The organism is Bacillales bacterium (assembly GCA_035700025.1).
GTDB lineage: Bacteria > Bacillota > Bacilli > Bacillales > DASSOY01 > DASSOY01.
Window position 1 is genome coordinate 81,143 of record DASSOY010000003.1, and the last position, 21,193, is coordinate 102,335.

Genomic DNA, 21,193 nt, shown 5'->3' on the forward strand with positions numbered 1-21,193 from the left:
TAAAGCAAGCTTGTTCGTAACGACATTATACTCACACGGTTTGCAGCGAATGAAGTCCTGTCTTCTTCAACTCGTCGGCAAACGTTTTGAATTGATCGAGATCCATTTGCTGCGCGGAATCGGAAAGTGCGACGGCGGGATCCGGATGAACTTCGGCCATAACACCGTCAGCCCCGATCGCCAATGCCGCTTTCGCCGTCGGGAGCAGCAAATCTCTTCTACCCGTAGAATGAGTCACGTCCACCAGTACGGGCAAGTGCGTTTCCTGTTTTAAAATCGGCACCGCGGATATGTCGAGCGTATTACGCGTCGCTTTCTCATATGTGCGAATGCCTCGTTCGCAAAGAATGATCTGTCCGTTTCCTTCGGACATGATATACTCGGCAGCGTTGATGAATTCAGCGATCGTTGCCGAAAGCCCGCGTTTCAACAGCACCGGTTTGTTCGCGGCTCCTGCCTCTTTCAGCAAAGCGAAATTTTGCATGTTGCGTGCGCCGATTTGGATCACGTCGAGATAATCGACCGCTTCCTCGATATCGCTCGGATTTACGATTTCGCTGATCACCGCCAAATCATACTCATCGGCGACGCGCTTTAAGATTTTCAAGCCTTCTTTTCCAAGTCCCTGGAAATCATACGGCGATGTTCTCGGTTTGTACGCACCACCGCGAAGCAATTTAAACCCGTTGCTTTTCACTGCTTCCGCGACAGTCGCGGTTTGTTCATAACTTTCCACCGCGCACGGACCGGCAATCAGGCGTTGTTTTCCGTCTCCGATCGCTTCGCCGTTCACCTCGACGATCGTGTCGTTCGACTGATTTTTGCGCGATACGAGCAGGGCCTTGCGATGATCGTCTTCTTGCAATTCGAGGGCCGCCTTAAAGATTTCCTTGAACAAATGCTGGATTGTCGACGTTTGAAACGGTCCTTTGTTTTTCTTTGCGAAGGCGTCCAACATTTTTCTTTCTCTCACGGGGTCATAACGATTGACCCCTTGCGTTTTCTTTACCTGGCCGATCTTCTTGACGATCTCTCCGCGTTCATTAATCAGTTCGAACAGTTTTTCGTTTATGGCATCGACCTGTCCCCGAAGTTTCTCCAGTTCTCCTTTCTCCACGCTCCCCATCCTTTCCATATCTAAAGAATTAGCCATTATTATAACGAACTTTCTTGGGAATGTCACGCCCTTTTTTTTACCACGTAAACGCTTTTATGCGATAAAGTAAAACTTGAAAAAAAAAGCCTTGATAAGCGATAAATCGTTGCCGCTTATCATGGCTTCACAATCAATCGTCGGTGCGATCGGTCGTTGATGTTTCGTCCACTTCGTTTTTGAAAGCTTCCGCCTGCACTTCGGCATCATCCTTGACTGTTTCCGCCGAATTTTGCACATTCGTCCGCAAAGTGTTGGCGTCTTTTCTCATGTTGTTGCGAAATTCCCGAACTTTTCCTGCAACTTGAGACGATTGATCAGAAACGGTTTTCGCGAGATTGGACGATTTCTCCAAAGCGATCGTCGCATACTCGTTTCCTTTGTCACGCCAATTCGTCGTCTGCTGGTTCAACTCGCTTCTCAATTCTTTCCCCGACTTCGGCGCGAGCATTAAGGCCGCTGCCGCCCCGACCATGCCGCCGATCAGCGTTCCGATCAAAAAATCTTTGCTGTTAATGTTGTTGCCGTTGGTTTCATTGCTGTTTTCGTTTGTCATCATGAGCGCCTCCTTTTGTTTGCTTAAACGCATGTCATTTTCTAACGAACGCTTTCATCATGTTTTCGCTTATCTTTCCAACGTCCCCAAATTTCCATCGCCGCCTGGCTCCATTGAACGACCTGGGAAATTTGTCCCGATTGCCTTTCCGTTTCCCGCGAAACTTTGTCGGCAACCGTTCTAAGCGACTCATTTACGGAATGGACTGACTCGCCGACCGTTTTCACGGAATCGAAAAACGTGTTAAACACTTGCGATTTTCTCCCGATTTCTTCTGCCATTTGATTCGTCCGATGCAGCAATTCTGTTGTCTCGGCAGTGATCCCGGTTAATTGCTTTTCCAACCCTTCCATGGTCGATGCCAAATGATCAAGGGTTCGTCTCGCCGATTTCAAGGTTTGAGAAACATAATAAACGAGGACGGCAAATGCAATGGCGAGCAATGCCACGCTTAAATAAACAATGATCATAACCGGTGACCTCCTCATATAGCTTTACCCTATCATTTATTCCATTAAACCGTTGAAAATATACGCGCGTTATCAAGCTTGTCCGCCTTGCCGGCCCGACGGCCGGCCCGCTTAACGTTCGTCTACGGCCGCAGCAATTTGCTCGTACGCTTTTTCGAATTTCTGTATGTCGCCGGCTCCCATAAACAATAATACACTCGTCGGATGTTGCGAAAGCTGCCCGATCGACTCTTCCGTGATGAAACGGGCATTCGGAATTCTCCGCCGCAAATCTTCAATCGTCAAATTCCCTTTCTGTTCACGGGCGGAACCAAAGATGTCACATAAGTATACGGCATCTGCCATTTGCAAACTTTCGGCGAACTCGTTCAGAAACGCTTCGGTTCGCGTGTACGTATGAGGTTGAAATACAGCTACCACTTCCCGTTTGGGATACTTTTGTTGCGCTGCTTGAATCGTCGCCCTAATTTCCGTCGGATGATGCGCATAATCATCGATAATGATTTGTTCGTCGAGTCTTTTTTCGGAAAACCTCCGTTGCACTCCTTTAAACGATACGAGCTGGCGCTGGATGACGTGTACGGGCAATCGTTCATGGTACGCGGCGGCAATTACCGCGAGGGCGTTCAACACATTATGATCGCCGAAAGATGAAATCGAAAACGTTTCAAATGGACGTCCTGAGATGGTAACATCAAACGTTGTGCCTTCACTTCCGACCCTCAAGTTCTCCGCCCGAAATTCGTTGTCTTCTTCGAATCCGTAGTAAGTGACCGGGATTTCCGTTTCGAGCTTTCGCAACAAGCGGTCGTCTCCGCAAGCAATTATTCTCTTTTTGATTTGGCGGGAGAACTGTTGAAAAGCTTCAAAAACATCATCGACATTTTTAAAATAATCGGGGTGATCGAAATCAATGTTTGTCATGATGCAATAGTCCGGTTCGTAAGAAAGAAAATGACGCCGGTATTCACACGCTTCAAAAACAAAAAAACGGCTGTCTTCCCTTCCCATGCCGGTTCCGTCTCCGATTAAGTAAGAAGTTGCGGCATCCTCACCGAATACGTGGGCAAGTAGTCCGGTCGTTCCGGTTTTTCCATGGGAGCCGCTCACCGCGATGCTGGTAAAATTTTTCGAAAATTCGCCGAGAAATTGATGGTAACGATATACGGGCACTTCGAGCTCGCGAGCTCGCTGCAATTCAATATGGTCATCCGCGTATGCATTGCTGGCAATCACCGTAACCTCTTCGGTAATGTTCTTCTCGTCGAACGGGAAAATCGAAATTCCTTTTTCCTCCAACGCTCTTTGTGTGAAAAAATATTTTTCCACGTCCGAACCTTGGACCCGGAGCTTCATGTCGTGTAGAATCTGTGCGAGCGGACTCATGCCGGACCCTTTGATGCCTACAAAATGATAAATCATGCGTTGTACCTCCAAAAATCGATGATCACAGGCGGTGACTGTTGTAGTATATGCCTAAAGAAGCGCTTTGCTCCTGAGGCGAAAGTCACGGTTCGACTTTTTCAAGCCGCGGATTCGGGCGGTATTTTCTCCCGGCCTTCGCTTCCGGTTTTCCATTGAGAAGCACGTTGTCGCCGGTGAACCCGATATTGATGTTCAACAAACTTCTGCCGACCCCGTACATATCGACAGGTACGTTCATTTCCTCAAAACGCTTGATTTTGTCTACGTTGAATCCGCCGCTGACGACGATTTTTACGTGTTGAAAACCTTCCCGATCGAGAGCTTCCCTCAATGCGAAAATCAATTCCGGATTGACGCCGCGCGGGTCAAAGCTGCCGAGCATGTCAGGGTTGCAGCAAAAATATTGGTCAACGAGCGTTTTCGAGGTATCTACTCTTACCCCTTTTAACGTTTCGCCAAACTCGCGCGCCACTTTCAATGAATCGTTGATCACGTCGTTGTTGTAATCAACGAGCGCGATCAAATCATCTTCCGGGAATTCCTCATGGTAAGCTTTTGCTGCCGCTACGACATCGCCGTCGAACAATTGAATCAACGCATGCGGCATCGTACCGATCCCTCTCTTACCCCACCATTCGTTCATCGCGTGCGTCGCCTGAGCCGTCGATCCCCCGATAAACGCAGCATAGCCGTCCCCGGCTTGCTGTGTGAAATGATCGTCCCGGTCACCCATGAAGATGATCGGTTTTTGAACACCGGAACATTTCGCGGCATTCACAACATTATACACGTTTGTGGCGACAGACGTCCGTCGTCCGAGAATGCCGTCGATCATCCCTTCCAAAAATCCGAAATGCTGATACGGTCCTTCAATCGTCAGGACCGATTCATACGGGGAAATCTTGTCGCCGTCTTTCAACGCGTAAATTTCCAACGACTCTGCTTCTCTAGCAAACGTTCGCACAAGCGCAATCGCCTCGTCGCTTCCACACAAAACCGCATGCTGCTTTTGAAAAAACTGCATCTTGACGATGTTGTCCGGTTTTTGTTTCTCGGCAATTTCGCAAGATTTAAGAAAATAAACGGCCGAGAACCAACCCTCTCCCGCACGTTGATCGAATTTAAACGTCTCATTGGTGAGACGATGGATCTTGCCTTGCATCTTCAACTCGAATTCCTTCATGTCTAACCCCTTCGCCTTCCGCACCAACCACGATCCGGTAGTCTTATCCTGCTCCGTTTTGAACTGTTCTCATCATAATAAATCCGCCGCGTAATGACAAGCGACTTGCCAAATCATGGCTCCTTTTGGATCATCCGGTCAAGAAAATCGTCTTCGGACATAAGCACGTCTCTCGGTTTGCTCCCATTCGCCGCAGAAATCATACCCGCCGCCTCCATCATATCGATAAGACGCGCCGCGCGATTGTAGCCAACGCGAAAGCGCCGCTGCAACGCCGATGCGGAAGCTGAACCTTGTTCAAGCACGAAAAAGCAAGCGTCCTCAAACAATTCATCTTCTTGATCGGCTCCTGCGGGCTGCGCCTGCAACTGTTCTTTTTCAAACAAATAATCCGGCTTCCCTTGCCGTTTGACATATTCCGTCACCTTGTCGATTTCGTCATCGGAGACAAAATTGCCTTGGATGCGGACCGACTGCGACGAACCGTTCTCAACGAAAAGCATGTCGCCGGCTCCTAACAACTTCTCGGCCCCGCTCATGTCGAGAATCGTTCGGGAATCTGCTTGGGACGATACAGAAAAGGCCATTCGCGTCGGTATGTTTGCTTTAATAAGGCCGGTAATGACGTCCACGGATGGACGCTGAGTAGCAACGACGAGATGAATCCCGCACGCCCTCGCTTTTTGTGCGATGCGGCAAATCGAAGCCTCTACGTCGTGCGGCGCGGCCATCATGAGATCGGCCAACTCGTCAATCACGATGACGATATACGGCATGCGCGCATCGGCGGAAGCTCGTTCATTATAGCGTGCAATGTCCCGCGCTCCTTGAGCGGCAAGTTCGGTATATCTTCGCTCCATTTCTTCAACTGCCCACTTCAAAGCCTCGGACGCTTCTTTCGGATCGTGAATGACCGGCGCTGCCAAATGCGGAATATCCTTGAACGGAGCAAGCTCTACAACCTTCGGATCAATCAATAGAAGCTTGCACTCCTCGGGACTTGTTTTGTATAGAAGACTGATGAGCAAAGAATTGATGCAAACACTTTTGCCTGAACCCGTCGCCCCGCCGATCAAACCGTGCGGCATTTTTTGCAAATCGGTGACGACCGGACGCCCGCTGATGTCCAAACCGAGCGCAGCCATCAACGGGGATGCCGATCGCCGGAACTCGTCATTTTCAATCATTTCCCGCAAAAACACCGGCCGGCGATTGCGGTTCGGAATTTCGATGCCGACCGAGCTTTTCCCCGGGATCGGCGCTTCAATTCGAATGTCCCTCGCGGCGAGACTCAATTTCAAATCGTCGTTTAACCGCTTGATTTTGTTGACTTTCACGCCTGGAGCCGGTTGAATCTCGAAACGGGTGACCGCAGGACCGGTGGTCACTCCTGTCACCTCGGCATTCACGTGAAACTGGTTCAACGTTTCCGCAAGCTGCCTGCGTTGCTCTTCGATCCATTCATCGTCCTCATCCGTATGAGGAAAACCTTCAGCCAGCAAGTGAGGCTCGGGAAGCCGGTAGTTCGTTCCCGCCGCCTCACGCACGGTCGAACGTTGGCCGACGGACGTTTCTTCCTTTCGCATCAGCGCCGTCCGCTCTTGTCTCGATTCAGTCAACCGGTGTGCCGATCCGCCTTTCGCCGTCTGCCGTTCCGGCGAAACGTCTTTCAAATCGTTCAACACGTCTTGCCAGCCGTTCAACTTTTCGTCACTTCGCCGTTCAACAGAATCCACCGTTACACCCGCGCGTGCTCGGCTTCGGATCCTTTTTTCGCTTTGTCTCGCACCAGCGGAATCCCCGCCATCGGCGGTTTCCTCCCCTGACGCTTTGCGCGCATCGCGTCTCAATGACGCACGCGTTCGATAACCGTACACCGGCGACGGAACGTCGTACGCGCGGAAATTCGTGCCCCCGAACGTTTCCCGCGGTTTCTCGCCTCCGTCCTGCCCTGCTATCCTTCTTATCCCCGTTTGCTCCGCGCCGCTCTTCCTATGTATTCCCCGCGTTTCATTCGCGGCCGCAGTCGAACGACGTTCCGGTGCCCGCCTTGTCGCTTGCCGCCGCGGCCCGCCCTTCGGCGTTTGCACGGGCTTGCCTTCGTTTCCTTCAGGCATCTTCATCCGTTTCGCCGGACGCAGTCTATCGTCCGTCGATGGATAGCGATGCAATACGCGAGGCTGCCGTCCGCCGCCTGCGGCTCCCTCGATCCGCCCGACGGTTTTTCGCTGCCGCTGCCCCGCCGCTTCCGCGTGCGCGTCGCGATGCGGCGAATCTTCTTCGATTACCTCTTCGGTGAACAGGTTTATAAATTTTTCCCACCAGTTCGCTGCCATGTATATCCCCCGTTCGAACTTCTTCGCGAATCGTTGTTGCCGAATAGGCACCGTCCAACTAAACTTGTCCGCCCCGTCAATCGATCAACGTAAATTGGACCGAACGTACTTTGAAATCCCGTCGTCGCCGCCGGTTCCGGACGAGCTTCAAGGCAACCATTCGGGCGAACCTTGTTATTGTGCAAAAAAGTCGCTGCCGATTTCCCTGTCGCCGCCAAGGACGAGAATGCCTTTCTTTTGCGGCGCGTCGGGCAGATTCAACTCCTTCGCCGAACATATCATTCCTTTCGATTCAACGCCGCGCAATTCGGCGTCCCTAATGATCGTGCCGCTCGGCATCACCGCGCCCGTCGTCGCTACCACCACTTTCTGTCCGGCGTCAACATTCGGCGCACCGCATACAATTTGCACCGTTTCGCTCCCGAGATCGACCTGGCAGACGCTCAGCTTGTCCGCATCAGGATGCGGCCGTTTTTCTTTCACGAAGCCGACGACAAAATCCGGCCGGCCGTCGAACGTCAACCGCTCCTCAAAACCGTTCGCTTCAAGCGCATCATTGATGTCCTTTACAAGGGCTTCGTTGTTCTTCACGATTCCGGAATCGTTCACCACGCCGTATTTTGAAAAGCCAAACAGATTGTAGCCTGCGGTTTTTCCGCTTATTTTATCGTAGATACGGGCCGCGTCGCCTTTCTTTTCGACCTCAATATTGTCTCTGTCGGCGTCCGCGATCCGGACAAGAAGCGTGTCTCCTACTCCTTTTTTATTGTAAAAGATGTTCATTCATTGTCACTCCCTTTGTTTCCGGCGGTCGGTTTGTTGCGCGCCATGATGAAGATCGGTTCCAAAACGCCGTTTTCATAAACAAACGGCAAAGCGGTAATCGGAACCCTCCCCGACGTATAGAAAGACATTGTCATCTGCCCAAGAACGTCGTAGCCGGCATCGTTGCGAATATCCCCGAAGATCAAGACGTCTTGATGAGGAACCGCTACTGTGAGCGTTCCCTCCGCCTCATCGTTCATCTTCTCAAGTAAACCGGTATTTAAGATGCGGCTGGCATCGTACCCGTCATTCGGATTGATGAAATGAAAAACATTCCCCGCCACTTCGTCCTCTTTCACAGGATTCGGCAAAGAACGCAAATTGAAACGAGCTGTCTCGCGAATCCTTTCTTCGCTCCACTGTTCCTTATTCATCATCCGCCGATCAATCAACCGATACGATTGTTCCATATCCACCGCGTAATAGACGCGCGTTTCCGCTGTATGTTCTTCATGGAGCAGCGGTTCCCCGCTCTTTGTTTCTGTCGGGAACGAAGTGGAACGGATGACCGGAAACAGCTTGGACTCTTTTCCCGCCAGCACCGGCTGCGCATTCATCGCTTTCAAGCCTTCCTCGACATGGTATACGACATCGTCGATGGCCGCTTGCCCGTTGCGCTCGAATTTGGCGATCAATCCAGGCAAGGACAACGTCATCCCTTTTCCGCTCTCGCCTTCTTCGACCCGCAGCTTGTCGTGCTCCCTGTCAAAGAAAAACGTTCGGCCCGGCTTGCGCAGCCGGGCTTCGAGTGTCTTTTTCATCTCGGCCGCCTTCAATGTAAACCACTCCTATTCCGCCTTATGCATCGTCTTCCGGACGGTATTCACATACCGTGTACGTTCCAAGCCCTCCGCGTGCATTCCAATCCGCTTCGACTTTCATGTATTTCGGATCAAGCAAGCGCACAAGATCTTGCAAAATTCGATTCGTCGCATGTTCTTGATAAATACCGACGTTCCGGTAGGAAGTCAAGTAATATTTTAACGATTTCATTTCTACGAGCGTTTCCTTCGGAACATAGGAAATTCGGATTTCCGCAAAATCGGGCAGACCCGACCAAGGACAAACGGACGTGAACTCATTCGTCGGAATCGTCACCATCGTTTCTTTTCCGATGTATTCATAAGGAATTGTTTCCAATAGATCGACAAGGATAACGTCCTCCGATTGCGTATCGAATCGAATGTTATCATATTTTTTGTGATTCACTTCAACCTTACCCATTGTTGCCATCCTTTCGCAATCATTTTCCATTTAACTATATCATGTTTGCCAGGAAACGAGAAATCGAAAAATGTTGCTGAGGTGCTTAAGATTTTCGTGGAAACGTCCGATAATACTATACGAATGTCTTTATTTTACAATCGGGGGTATTATACATGAGGAAGCCAACATTCAAACCATCACTTCGTTTCGCTTGGACCATCAAAAACAAAGTCCGACTCATGCTTGCCGTGTCACTGGCAGGCATTCTCCTTTTAATTGCATTCATGCTTTATTATATGCATGCCGACAGCACGATATCTGTTCGGCTCCACGGGTTGAACGAAACGATCAGCGAAGCGAAAGAAATGAATTACAACATGGAAAAAGCCAGGAAATTCGAACAAAAGTACCTTCGCACGCCGAGCAAGGACACGGCAAAAATCGTCCTTTCGACCGTGACCAACGTGAAAGAAAACGCAGCAAAACGAAAAAAACAACAACACGATCCGACATTGAAAAAAAAGTTTGCATCCATTGAAAAAGCAGCCGATGACTACATATTGGCTTTCAAGCAACTGACTTCTTCACAGGAAATCGTCGGTTATTCGGAAAAAGACGGACTTCGAAAAATATTACTCGAAGACTTGGCGACGTTGCAAAAAACGATCGGCAAGGATCATCCGGACCTCGCTGCCTCTTTGCGTGAAATGGAAATGCAGCGAAAAATATTCATGGCAACAAAAGACGAAGCCGTTTATCAATCGTTTTCCAAAGCAGCGGACGAACTGAACGCTTTACTAAGACAGTCGAACATCGACAGTGATTTGTCGATGACATTGCTCACGTACACAAACTCGTTCAAAACGGTTTACAGAGCCGTTTCTACCATGAAAGAAGCCGAAAGCGGATTTTCTGATACGGCGGAAAAAGTCGAGCAAGGGGTCAGTACGATCGCCAAACAGCTTGATGAACAAAAACAGCAGTTGATGGCCGATCAAAACCGTCTTCAGCATTTGTTAACCTTAATTCTCATCATCCTCAGCATCATCATTTTCGCCGGATTAACGTTCTTTGGGATATGGCTGTTGCGTACCATCGAAGCTTCGATTTCGTCGCTAAAAGAAGGAGCAACGATCATCGGCGAAGGAAATCTTGCTCACCGTGTAAATGTGAACACGGAAGACGAAATGGGCGAATTGGCAAAAACATTTAACTTTATGGCGGAAAAAATGCAGCGCACGATGCAAAAAGTATTGGATGCTGCCGGAAGATTGTCGTCTTCGTCGCAAAACTTAGCCGCCGTCAGCGAGGAAACGACCGCGCAAGCGAATGAAGTGAACGAAGCAATTTTGCAAGTGTCTGCCGGCGCGCAAAACCAGGCGAACCATCTAGAGGAAGGAATGGAACATATTGCTTTAGTAACGTCTGCAGTGGCGAAAACGAGCGGCTACGGAAGCGAGATTGCCGAGCAGTCCTCCAACGCCGAGCGCCAAGGAAAAGCGGGCATCGAAAAAGTCGACCGGCTCAAGGAGACCTCCGACCAATTCATGGCGTTGACTTCGAAACTGATCGATGAAGTGAAGCAAACGAACGAGCAATCGGAGGAAATTGAATCGATCGTAAAAACGATCAAAGACATTGCCGGAAACACCGACTTGCTCGCCTTGAACGCAGCGATCGAATCGGCTCGGGCGGGCGAAGCCGGCAACGGTTTCGCCGTCGTCGCAAAGGAAATTCGAAAATTGGCGGAACGATCGAAAACGGAAGCGCAACGCATCCAAAAGCTCGTTTCGGCGATCGGGACGCAAATGGGTAAACTGGCCGAAGAAGCGAATTTGCTTAACGAGTATCGTGAAGAACAAGCGGATTCGGTCACGCAAACGAAAGGCGCCTTCGACGAAATCGTCGCGAACGTTGGAGCAATCAGCGATAAAATCAAGCTTACGCGCGATGCGATTCAGCAAGTCGAACGGGCAAACAAAGATTTGTCGGCAAAAATCGAAGAAGTAAGCGCGATTTCCGAAGAATCAGCTGCTAGCGCCGAACAAGTGGCCGCCTCGAGCGATCATCAAAAAGAAGCGATCGAACAAGTGAACCGCTCCGCGATGGAACTGCAAACCATTGCCTTTGATTTGCAAAGCGAAGTTGACATGTTTCACCTGACAGATGAGAACGACGAAGAGCATGAGGAGCCGTCCGATTCGGACGACTGGGACGGCGCGAAACAAACCGCGGCGGCTATCGAAGAATAACGCCCTCGCGTACGGCCGCCAACCGTGAAGCCGCAAGCGCGGTATGATATACTGGCAGCAAAACGACGAGGAGGAGTCTTAGTGGAACTGACGGTTTATTTGGCCGGGCAAATTCATGATGACTGGCGGGAACGAGTGAAACAGCGGGCAAATGAACAAGGGTTGTCATTGCAATTCGTAGGTCCGATGGAGGACCACGATCGTTCCGACAACATTGGCGAAGAAATTCTCGGACCACAGCCGAATGCCGTTTACAAAGATGAAGCCGCTTCGGCGGTGAACAATTTGCGTACGCAAGTGTTGCTGTCGAAATCGGATGTCGTCATCGCTTTATTTGGTGAAAAATATAAGCAATGGAACACGGCGATGGACGCATCGGCGGCCGTGAGCCTCGGCAAACCGCTCATTCTCGTTCGTCCCGAATCGCTCCATCATCCTTTGAAGGAATTGGCAAACAAAGCGCAGCTCGTCGTGGAAACACCGGATCAAGCATTGCAGGCACTTGCCTACGTCCTAGAAAACAAGTAAAAAAACCAAACAGCCGATGGCGCGTATGCGCCATCGGCTGTTTCATTTAACCGTTATTGGTAATGGCATCCACGGTCGATTGATCCGTCGATCGAACAAGCTTAAGAAGCAATTCCTTTGCGGCCGCATAATCGTCCACGTGAATGATGGAAGATGAAGTATGAATATAGCGGGAACAAATGCCGATTACGGCTGAAGGCACCCCTTTGCCGGATAGATGAACTTTCCCCGCATCCGTTCCTCCTTTGGAAACGAAATATTGATACGGAATATCATCCGATTCCGCCGTATCGAGAACAAATTCCCGCATGCCGCGATGCGTCACCATTGTGCGGTCGTAAATTCGCAGCAACGCCCCTTGGCCAAGATGACCGAATTCCTCCTTCTTCCCGGTCATGTCGTTCGCCGGCGAAGCGTCCAATGCATAAAAAACATCCGGCTTGATCATGTTCGCCGCCACTTCAGCCCCACGCAATCCGACTTCTTCCTGCACGGTCGCCCCGGAATACAACGTATTCGGAACAGCCTCGTCTTTTAAGTGTTTCAGCAACTCAATCGCCAGTCCGCAGCCATAACGATTGTCCCACGCCTTCGCGAGAACTTTCTTTTCGTTGGCCATCGTCGTGAACGGACAGACCGGCACCACCGGCAACCCCGGATAAATCCCCATCCTCTCGGCATCCGCACGGTCATCGGCTCCGATGTCAATCAACATGTTTTCCAGCTTCATCGGCTGCTTCATTTCTTCTTCCGAAAGCAAATGCGGCGGAATGGAACCGATCACCCCGGTGATCGTTCCATCATCTGTGAGAATTTCCACTCGCTGCGCGAGCAGCACTTGGCTCCACCAACCGCCGAGCGGTTGAAAACGCAGCATCCCGTTTTCGGTAATTTGCGTCACCATAAACCCGACTTCATCCATATGGCCGGCGACCAACACTTTCGGGCCGCTCCCTTTTTTGACGCCGAACACGCCGCCGAGCCGGTCTTGGATCACTTCGTCAGCATACTTTTCCAATTGGCTTCTCATAAACTTCCTGATGCGATGCTCAAAACCCGACGGTCCTTGCAACTCCGTCAACGTTTGAAACAAAAGCTTTGTCTTCTCGTTCATGTCAATTCTTCCCCTCTGTCCTTAACGCGAAATCTATCTTTCATTGTAACCGATCCATCGCCGCTTTCCAACGAGGAAAGAAAACACGCCGTTGTTCTCGGCTGCGAAAGGAAATTCTCGACAATCTGCCGTTTGAGGATCAGCGGCCGCATCAAAAGAAAAAACGAACAGGCCCTCGACCTGTTCGAATAAAGTCTTATCCTTTTCGGAAGGCGTCAAGTTCAATGACACACGAGCTTGCATTGAAAGGACGTTCGTCCGATTCTGCTGCCTCTCGGGACATCGTTTCAAGAGGCTCCTTTATTTCCGGTAAACCTTGAGCGTTTTGTGAATAAAACCGGAACGTGTTTTTCCCCGACGATTTCGCTTTATACATGGCAAAATCGGCATTCCGAATCAACGTTTCCTTGTCGTCGCCGTCGTCCGGAAAAATGCTGACCCCGACGCTCGTCGTAGTATACAATTCATGGTCCCGCACATTGAAGCGGCGGGAAATGTCATAAACGATACGTTCGGCGGTGCGGCGAAAAAACATATCGTCGCCGGTCTTCGTGACGAGAATGAATTCGTCACCGCCAAGGCGGCTCGCCATTTCGATTTCTTCCATCCCTTTGAGCCGTTCGCCGACGCAACGAAGAAAGTCGTCGCCTGTCTGATGGCCAAGCGTATCGTTGATCATTTTAAAACGGTCGAGATCGAGAAACAAAACGGCAAATCGGGTTCCGCCTTGTTTCGCGTGATCAAGAAAATCTTGAAACTTTTCCTCCAGCTTCACACGGTTCGGTAAATGCGTAAGAGCGTCATAATGCGCCTGCATTTCAATTTTGTTTAATGCGGTTTCCAATTCTTCCGTACGCTCCCGGACGACCGTCTCCAGCCCTTCGTTTGCTTGGCGAAGCTGCAAGACGAGTTTGCTGTTTTGAAAGACAGTAAGCATATAGCGGAAAAACACGAGAATAACCGCGCCCATGGCCGAAACATACACAGGAGTGACTTTTTCTTTGATATCAATCATCACATACAATACGAGAAATACCCCTAAATAAGGCAGCATGACGGCGATTTTTTTTAACAGCGGCAACTTCGCCGCTTTCTTTTGTTCTTTCATGCGATAAAAACCCGAACTGGCAGCCATCAAGGCGAATACCGGCCAAGCAAGGATGCACCAGCTTAACCGCGGTGATCCGTTCATCGCGAAAACCAAATAACCGATGTCGCTCAAGGCAAAGATGAGGATAGCCGTGAAAAACATCGGATAATGCACGTGTTCAAAGGTTTTTTTGTAAAAAAGCCCGTTGATCAGCAAGAAAAACACGAGGCCGAACCCGAACAGCAAATGAAGGACAGACAGCAGCGAAACGTTCAAGGTAGCCTCGAAATTAAGCGTATATGGAATCAAATAATTGTACCACCCGAACGTGATTAACACGAGGATGGTGATGAGAAGATCAGCGATAACGAGCACCGACAATCGCGGTCCGTAATTTTTATAAAATTTGTAAATCAACCCGGCAGAATAAAACAACGGCAAGCTTAAGTACAAGCTGTCGAAAAAGCTCGGGAACGGCAGCGGTGCATCCGTCGCCAACAACCGGAGCGAACAGACGCCCTCACCTAAAGCAAACAAAAAATTTCCGACGGCCAACAGCACCCAAAACATGCGGTTGTCCAACTGGTCCGCCCGTCGCGAGAGGAAGACGCAAACGACACCTGCAGCCCCGACTGCAGCCGAAGAAACACCGTACACAGCCGCTTGTCCGAGCAAACCGTGCATCATACTGAACAACACGAACGCAGTCCATGCTATCGTGATGCACATCACCTGTGGTTTTCGAACGGGTACGGACACCATTAATTCTCCTCCTTTCCCACTCTCGCGAAACGAACCGCTGAAGGGATGCAAAACGCACAACTGAAATAGGTAATTAGAACCATTTCTTAATACCTATTTTACGGGAAAATCACACATTTTACAACAACGTTTTTTTTAAATAACGCTTGTCACTGCTTCCGTGGAATAATACTACCCGCCGACAAAAAAACCTGCCGAGACACGAAATCCCGGCAGGCCGATGATCAGCCGTCAATTATTTGATCAACCCTTGATCTTGCAAAAACTGCTTCGCCACTTCTTTCGGCCGTTTGTGATCAATGTCTACGGCGGCATTCATTTTCCGCATTTCTTGTTCAGAAATTTTCCCTTTCAGTTCATTGACGACGTCATCCAATTTCGGATAGGCTTTCAACGTATCCATCCGCACTACGGGAGCGGCAAAATATGGCGGAAAGATGTTATGGTCATCCTCCGTCGTTACTAAGTTCAGTTTGTCGATACGTCCATCCGTCGTAAACGCAGGAATGACGTCAACTTGGCCTGCATCCAACGCCTTGTACATCAATCCCGGTTTCAGACTTACGTGCTTTTTGAAGTGATAGTCGTACGAATCTACCATATAATCGTAACCGTCTGGACGTCCGAAAAACGTTGCCGGTCCGCCGAACACGAGCTGATCGGAAATCTTCGTCAAGTCCGAAGCTTTTTCGATGCCGTATTTCTCTTTCGTTTCTTTGCGAACGGTGATCGAATACGTATTTTCAAAGCCGAGCGGCGCCAACCATGTTAACTGGAAGTTGTCTTCGTACGCTTTTTTCGTGATGTCGTAAATTTCTTGCGGGGTCTGTTCCGGCTTAAACTCCTTTTTCAACACCGCCAAATAGCCCGTACCCGTATACTCGACGTACATGTCAATCGAGCCTTGGGTAATCGCTTCATGCAACACGTTCGTTTCGCCGACGTTTGCGTGCACCTTCACGGGATAATCCGTTTTCGCTTTAATGTAATCAGCCAAAATATACGGCAAAATCCGTTGTTCCGTCCACGGTTTGCCGGAAATGACGATCGGCTCATGCGATCCCTCAGTTCCGCTGCCCGTTTCATTCGTGTTCGCAGCCTCGCCGTCTCCCGTCTTATTGTTGCTGACCGAGTTGCTGCATGCCGATAACAAGAGCGCCAATGCAGTAAGGAAAACAAACCATTTCTTCATCAAAACACCTCTTATTCTTATTTTCTTAGTCCGCGGGGAGTCGCTAATTTCTCGATCCATCGCAAAACACCGTCAAAAATGAGCGCCAAAAGCGCCGAAGGGATTGCCCCGGCCAAAATCAAGTCTTTTCGCATCATGCCGATGCCGATATTAATAAGCGTGCCGAGACCGCCGGCACCGATAAACGCCGCCAATGTCGTAACTCCGATCGTAATGACCGTCGATGTTCGCAATCCGGCCATAATGACCGGTAACGCCAAGCGAAAACGAATTTTGAATAAAATTTGATTGTTCGTCATCCCCATGCCTCTGCCGGCTTCAACAACCGATTCGTCGACACCGATGAGACCGGTGTATGTATTTCGCAAAATTGGCAGCAAGGCGTAAATCGTCAAAGCGACGATGGCGGAATCTTTCCCGATGCCGAGGATCGGAATCGTAATCATGAAACCGAGAAGCGCAATGCTCGGAATCGTTTGAAACAGCGCGGTCACCGTAATGATCGGTTCGGCCAATTCACGTTTTCTCGAAAGAAACACACCGAGAGGCACGGAAATCACCGTCGCGGCGATAATCGCAAACAAGGACATGTACAAATGCTGCCCGAGCAACACCCAAATCTCGTGTCTTCTTTCAATGAACGTATGCAGCAGCATGACGAGAACCCCTTGATCATTCACCGTCCCCACCTCCCGTCTGTCCGGAAAGCGGATTGTCGCCCGCAAGGCCCCGCATCATGCTCGACCGAGTGATGATCCCGGTTAAACGCCCGTCATCTACAACCGGAATCGTTCGAACCCGGAGGTCGGAAAAGATTTGCGCTACTTCCGAGTAATCGGCAGCCGACGCAACAGAAGCGACATCCGTATCCATGATGTCTCGCAATCTCTTATTCTCGTCATGATAATGGTTTCGGAGCACATCGAGGTACACGACGCCCAAAAACTGATGGTCCTTGTCACTGACATACAAACTGTCGACACTGTAGGCTTTCATCAATTCCAATCCTTCCGCAAGCCCTCGCGTCGGTCTGGCCGTAACGACCCGCTTCATCATTAACGAAGCCGCGTTCGGCGTCATCGAGTCGCCGTTCAAACGGTCTTCGCCGATAAATTCGCGGACGAATGCATTCGCCGGACGGCGCAAAATATTGTCAGACCCGTCGATTTGTACGATTTCGCCGTCCTTCATGATTGCGATACGATCAGCGATTTTGATCGCTTCGTCCATATCGTGCGTGACGAACACGATTGTTTTGTGGATTTCCTGCTGTAGACGAGTTAATTCATCTTGGAGTTGTTCGCGGCTGATCGGATCAAGCGCACTGAAAGGTTCATCCATTAATATGACGGGAGGTTCGCCTGCCAGCGCACGGATGACACCAATGCGCTGTTGCTGACCCCCGCTCAGCTCTGAAGGGTATCTCGTGCGGTAAGTGGACGGATCGAGTCCTACGAGGTCAAGCAGCTCGTCGATCCGTTTCTCGTATTTCGCTTTCGGCCATTTTTTCAACTTTGGAACGAGTGCTACGTTCTCGGCGATCGTCATATGGGGAAGCAATCCGATTTGTTGAATGACGTAACCGGTGTTTCTCCGCAAGTCGACCGGATTTTTGTCCGCGATGTTTTCCCCGTTTATGCAGATTGAGCCGCTCGTCGGTTCGATCAATCGATTAATCATCTTCATCGTCGTTGTTTTTCCGCATCCCGAGGGCCCGATCAACGTCAACAATTCACCCTCTTCCACCGTGAAGTTGATGTTCTTCAATGCCTCGGTGCCGTCGTCGTAAACTTTTCCAACGTTCTCAAATGTGATCATGTCCCACCTCTCCCCCGATCAACTTTCTATACCCTGTTTCAAAAAATTCAAACGGGAAATGTTGATTCCTTTCATTGCCATTCGACATCAACGGCGTAAGGAATCGGATCGATTCCTCCCGCTTCCCTAAACCCTTTGATCCGCAGCCGGCAGCTGTCGCATTCCCCGCACGCTTCATCTCCTCCCAAGTAACAGGATGTCGTCAAATGGTACGGAACTTTGAGACGAAGGCCGATTTCCACCGTCTCTTTCTTCGTCAATCGGATCAAAGGCGTTTCGATTTCAATCGCTTTCCCAGTCACACCCGCTTTCGTCGCCAAACGGACGGTGCTTTCCATACTTTCGATAAATTCCGGACGGCAATCCGGGTACCCGCTGTAGTCGACGGCGGAAACGCCGATGAACACTTTTTCCGCACCGATCACTTCCGCATAGGCGCTCGCCAGCGACAAAAAGATCATATTACGCGCCGGTACATACGTCGATGGGATGTCGTCTCCAGCACCGTCTTTCCTTACGGCGATCGACGCATCGGTCAACGCGCTTCCCCCGATTTCGGCGAAAAAGCCGACGTCAACGATGCGGTGATCCTTTGCACCGAAGTGCACGGCAATCTTTTTCGCCTGCTCCACTTCGCGATCATGCCTTTGGCCGTATTGAAACGTTATCGGGTACAACTCGTATCCTTGTTCTTTCGCAATGCCCATGCAAGTCGTGCTGTCCAATCCTCCGCTGAGCACCATGACGGCTTTTTTGCTCATGTTAAACCCCTCTTTGATCCGGGTGCCAGATGACTTTGTGCAGCTGCATGTTCACTTTGACATCGGGCAACGGTCTTTCCAATATTTTTTCAACGAGCGCTTTCGGTTTCATTGTTTCCCACACCGGGCTGAACAGAAGTTTTCCTTGTTTATGATACCGTTCGATTACATTGACGGCCGATTCGAAATCTTCGTCGCTGCCGATGACAAATTTAATCTCATCCCGGTTTGTGAGGACATCGAAATTGTCATCAATCATCTTGTCCATTTCACCGGAAGCCGGCAGCTTGTAATCCGTGACGAACCGAACCTTCTCGCGCCATCGTTCATTCTCTTCCCGCATCACCGCAAACGGCTGCAAATCAATCGCCCCGTTCGTCTCAATATGAATGTCGCAAACGTGCTCCAACTTTGTCATCTCTTCAATAAGCGCAGCCGATTTCTCGCGGTGAATCAACGGTTCTCCGCCCGTAAAGCAAATTCGACGGCTTGCATATCGCTTGATGCGATCGACAATTTCTGCGATCGAAGCTTCAAATTCAGGTTTTGCCGGAGCATAACTGTACGGCGTGTCGCACCATTTGCACCGCAAATTGCAATGAAAGGCGCGCACAAATACAGTCGGATACCCGGCTTCAGTCCCTTCCCCTTCGACCGTTTCGAAAATCTCGACCATCGGCAGCGTCCATTGCCTGTACGTGTTGCGATCCGGCAACGTCCAACGGTCCGCCTTAATCGGCATGGTCCATCCACTCCCGCCTCAACGTGGCATAACTCGTCGGTGTTTCATACAAAATGAGTTCTTCGAGCCGAAGGCCCCTGTCATGTCCGAAAGCGTCGCGCAAACCTTCCGCGAGCTGTTCCCAAATCCAGACGATCATGTTTTCCGCCGTCGTATTCATGTTTGGAAGCACTTCGTTCAAATAGCGGTGATCGAGCCGGGATTCGATCGTTTTTTTATACAATTGTTTAATGTCCGCAAAATCAACGGCAAACCCGTTCTCGTCGACAAATCCGCTGATCGTCACTACGAGCCGGTACGTATGTCCGTGCAAACTTTTGCACTTGCCTTCATAAGCATGAAGATGGTGAGCGGAATCAAACGTGAACGACTTTGTGACCGCCACTCTTTTGTTATGATATTTAAGCTCATGTTCTTGAATGTCTCGGCCCAATTGTTCTATATGTTTCGGAATCTGGAAATTCATAACTCACGACCTCTTCATCAATACTGTCATCTAGTCAGTTTATCAAATTCGGAGGAAAAAAAGAAGAAAATCGTTTGGTAAAATCGGATTTGGTTCGCTATACTAAAAATTAGAAGGGATTCTTACGCGAAAGGAGACCGGCCCACAATGAATTGGAAAAAATCGCTGCTCGCTGCCGGCATCGGAATCATCGGCGGCTTTGTTTTGCGGGAAGGTTTGGAAAAAGGAACGATCACCCCGGAAAAAGCATTGAAAAGCGTCAAAAAAACCGTCGGCCAAAAGTTCGCCATCGACGGCTCTTGGGTACATATGCGACCCGAGCATTTGATTCGAAACGGACTGGATTTTTCCGCCTACCGCGGAGGCGTTACCGTTTCCGACGACAAACAAGTGAAACATTACAACTTTATCGTCGACGCCAAAACCGGCACCGTTCTCGATTTCACCGAAGATGAAGTATAACTCGACGCTCCGCATCAAACGGCACCCCGATGGAAGGTACAATCACATCCATTGGAGGTGCTTTTCTTATCGCTTCATAAAAAAACAAGAGCTCGATGCCTATCGAGCTCTGTGCTGTCTAAGGGAATCACTAAGTTTTCCATTCCCCTTAACTAAATTTGTTATTGCCTACGCCTTCAAACAATCCGTTTTCCAGCTTATAATCAAGCACCGAATGTTTCCGTTTCACGAAAACGTACGCAAGAACCGCGGGGATTAATAGAATCAAGAACAATAATATCAAGACCGTGGCGACGTGGGTCGTTTCCCCGATCTCGGCTTCATACTTGTCTTTGAAGTCTTGCGTCGCGGGAATCTTGCCCGCAATTGTCACGGAGAGCACTTGATCTTTTTCCGGGCTGTAATATACCGGCTCATTGTGCGTTTTGAAAAAGATGCCGTCGCGAACCGTATTGTAATGCGCAATGGCCATTTTCAACGTGTGAATCCCTTCAACCGGTTGATCGAGTTGAACGGTCTTGACATGACGAAGCACGAGCGAACCTTTATCGTAATCATAGTTCGCCTCAGCTAAGTTTTTGTTGACTGCTTTATACATTTTGCCCGAAGTCGTTTCCGCGCCGGCCGCTCCGGCAAAAGCAAAGATAAGAATCAATAATGACAGCATGGCAGAAAACGTTTGTTTCAAAATGATAGCCTCCTTTTTATCTAAACGACATGAATGAGATGGCAGTCGTTTCGCTCGAAGTTCAACCGCACAACCGCCAGCCGGAAAAGGTGTCCCTTTGCCGGTGATGTGACCGTCTTCGCGATTTATTATACCAGTTTCTTTTATAAAAGAACATTCGTCGA

General features: G+C 49.8%; 21 protein-coding genes. 3 read left to right on the forward strand and 18 right to left on the reverse strand.

Features of this window, described 5'->3' with window-relative positions:
• Positions 1-31: 31 nt before the first annotated feature.
• The 9 genes from VFK44_00545 to queF all read right to left on the reverse strand — a co-directional run bounded on the left by VFK44_00545 (position 32) and on the right by queF (position 9,172).
• A complete protein-coding gene (locus VFK44_00545) occupies positions 32-1,117 on the reverse strand; it encodes a bifunctional 3-deoxy-7-phosphoheptulonate synthase/chorismate mutase (protein HET7626860.1) in 1,086 nt (361 codons plus the stop codon).
• A gap of 169 nt (positions 1,118-1,286) precedes the next feature.
• Positions 1,287-1,709, reverse strand: coding sequence for a YtxH domain-containing protein (locus VFK44_00550; GenBank protein HET7626861.1), 423 nt, complete (start codon positions 1,707-1,709; stop codon positions 1,287-1,289).
• A 41-nt stretch (positions 1,710-1,750) separates the two neighbouring features.
• Positions 1,751-2,179, reverse strand: a complete 429-nt coding sequence (locus tag VFK44_00555; GenBank protein ID HET7626862.1) for a DUF948 domain-containing protein — start codon at positions 2,177-2,179, stop codon at positions 1,751-1,753.
• Between the two features lie 111 nt (positions 2,180-2,290).
• A complete protein-coding gene (gene murC / locus VFK44_00560; protein HET7626863.1) occupies positions 2,291-3,601 on the reverse strand; it encodes a UDP-N-acetylmuramate--L-alanine ligase in 1,311 nt (436 codons plus the stop codon).
• 85 nt (positions 3,602-3,686) lie between these two features.
• Complete coding sequence (locus tag VFK44_00565) at positions 3,687-4,787, reverse strand: nicotinate phosphoribosyltransferase (protein HET7626864.1); 1,101 nt, start codon at positions 4,785-4,787, stop codon at positions 3,687-3,689.
• A gap of 113 nt (positions 4,788-4,900) precedes the next feature.
• Positions 4,901-7,123, reverse strand: coding sequence for a DNA translocase FtsK (locus tag VFK44_00570; protein HET7626865.1), 2,223 nt, complete (start codon positions 7,121-7,123; stop codon positions 4,901-4,903).
• 174 nt (positions 7,124-7,297) lie between these two features.
• Positions 7,298-7,906 carry a DUF4479 domain-containing protein gene (locus tag VFK44_00575; protein ID HET7626866.1) on the reverse strand — a complete coding sequence of 203 codons (609 nt, stop codon included), beginning with the start codon at positions 7,904-7,906 and terminating at the stop codon, positions 7,298-7,300.
• A complete protein-coding gene (locus tag VFK44_00580; protein ID HET7626867.1) occupies positions 7,903-8,724 on the reverse strand; it encodes a DUF1444 domain-containing protein in 822 nt (273 codons plus the stop codon). Before VFK44_00580 ends, VFK44_00575 begins: the two co-directional genes overlap by 4 nt.
• A 22-nt stretch (positions 8,725-8,746) precedes the next feature.
• Complete coding sequence (gene queF, locus VFK44_00585; protein ID HET7626868.1) at positions 8,747-9,172, reverse strand: preQ(1) synthase; 426 nt, start codon at positions 9,170-9,172, stop codon at positions 8,747-8,749.
• A gap of 155 nt (positions 9,173-9,327) precedes the next feature.
• On the opposite strand from queF, the gene VFK44_00590 reads away from it, so the two are divergent.
• Together VFK44_00590 and VFK44_00595 are read left to right on the forward strand one after the other, a co-directional pair.
• Complete coding sequence (locus VFK44_00590; GenBank protein HET7626869.1) at positions 9,328-11,406, forward strand: methyl-accepting chemotaxis protein; 2,079 nt, start codon at positions 9,328-9,330, stop codon at positions 11,404-11,406.
• Positions 11,407-11,487: 81 nt separating this feature from the next.
• The gene (locus VFK44_00595; protein ID HET7626870.1) at positions 11,488-11,934 is read left to right on the forward strand and encodes a YtoQ family protein; all 447 of its coding nucleotides are present in this window, start codon (positions 11,488-11,490) and stop codon (positions 11,932-11,934) included.
• A gap of 46 nt (positions 11,935-11,980) precedes the next feature.
• Here the strand turns inward: VFK44_00595 and VFK44_00600 are convergent, their stop codons facing one another.
• The 8 genes from VFK44_00600 to queD form a co-directional block, all read right to left on the reverse strand.
• On the reverse strand, positions 11,981-13,048 hold the full coding sequence (locus tag VFK44_00600) for a M42 family metallopeptidase (protein HET7626871.1): 1,068 nt from the start codon (positions 13,046-13,048) through the stop codon (positions 11,981-11,983).
• Positions 13,049-13,244: 196 nt separating this feature from the next.
• Positions 13,245-14,900 (reverse strand): GGDEF domain-containing protein, encoded by a 1,656-nt coding sequence (locus tag VFK44_00605; GenBank protein ID HET7626872.1) that lies wholly within the window; start codon positions 14,898-14,900, stop codon positions 13,245-13,247.
• 235 nt (positions 14,901-15,135) lie between these two features.
• On the reverse strand, positions 15,136-16,092 hold the full coding sequence (locus VFK44_00610; GenBank protein ID HET7626873.1) for a glycine betaine ABC transporter substrate-binding protein: 957 nt from the start codon (positions 16,090-16,092) through the stop codon (positions 15,136-15,138).
• Between the two features lie 17 nt (positions 16,093-16,109).
• Positions 16,110-16,748, reverse strand: coding sequence for an ABC transporter permease (locus VFK44_00615; GenBank protein ID HET7626874.1), 639 nt, complete (start codon positions 16,746-16,748; stop codon positions 16,110-16,112).
• 16 nt (positions 16,749-16,764) lie between these two features.
• Entirely contained in the window at positions 16,765-17,910 is a 1,146-nt protein-coding gene (locus VFK44_00620; GenBank protein ID HET7626875.1) for a betaine/proline/choline family ABC transporter ATP-binding protein, read from the reverse strand.
• Between the two features lie 71 nt (positions 17,911-17,981).
• Positions 17,982-18,671, reverse strand: a complete 690-nt coding sequence (gene queC / locus VFK44_00625; protein ID HET7626876.1) for a 7-cyano-7-deazaguanine synthase QueC — start codon at positions 18,669-18,671, stop codon at positions 17,982-17,984.
• 1 nt (position 18,672) lies between these two features.
• Positions 18,673-19,413 carry a radical SAM protein gene (locus VFK44_00630; protein ID HET7626877.1) on the reverse strand — a complete coding sequence of 247 codons (741 nt, stop codon included), beginning with the start codon at positions 19,411-19,413 and terminating at the stop codon, positions 18,673-18,675.
• Complete coding sequence (queD, locus tag VFK44_00635) at positions 19,403-19,879, reverse strand: 6-carboxytetrahydropterin synthase QueD (protein HET7626878.1); 477 nt, start codon at positions 19,877-19,879, stop codon at positions 19,403-19,405. Before queD ends, VFK44_00630 begins: the two co-directional genes overlap by 11 nt.
• 147 nt (positions 19,880-20,026) lie before the next feature.
• Between queD and VFK44_00640 the strand changes: the two genes are divergently transcribed.
• Positions 20,027-20,341, forward strand: coding sequence for a peptidase M4 (locus tag VFK44_00640; GenBank protein HET7626879.1), 315 nt, complete (start codon positions 20,027-20,029; stop codon positions 20,339-20,341).
• Between the two features lie 148 nt (positions 20,342-20,489).
• On the opposite strand, the gene VFK44_00645 is transcribed toward VFK44_00640, so the two are convergent.
• On the reverse strand, positions 20,490-21,029 hold the full coding sequence (locus VFK44_00645) for a hypothetical protein (protein ID HET7626880.1): 540 nt from the start codon (positions 21,027-21,029) through the stop codon (positions 20,490-20,492).
• Positions 21,030-21,193 lie beyond the last annotated feature (164 nt).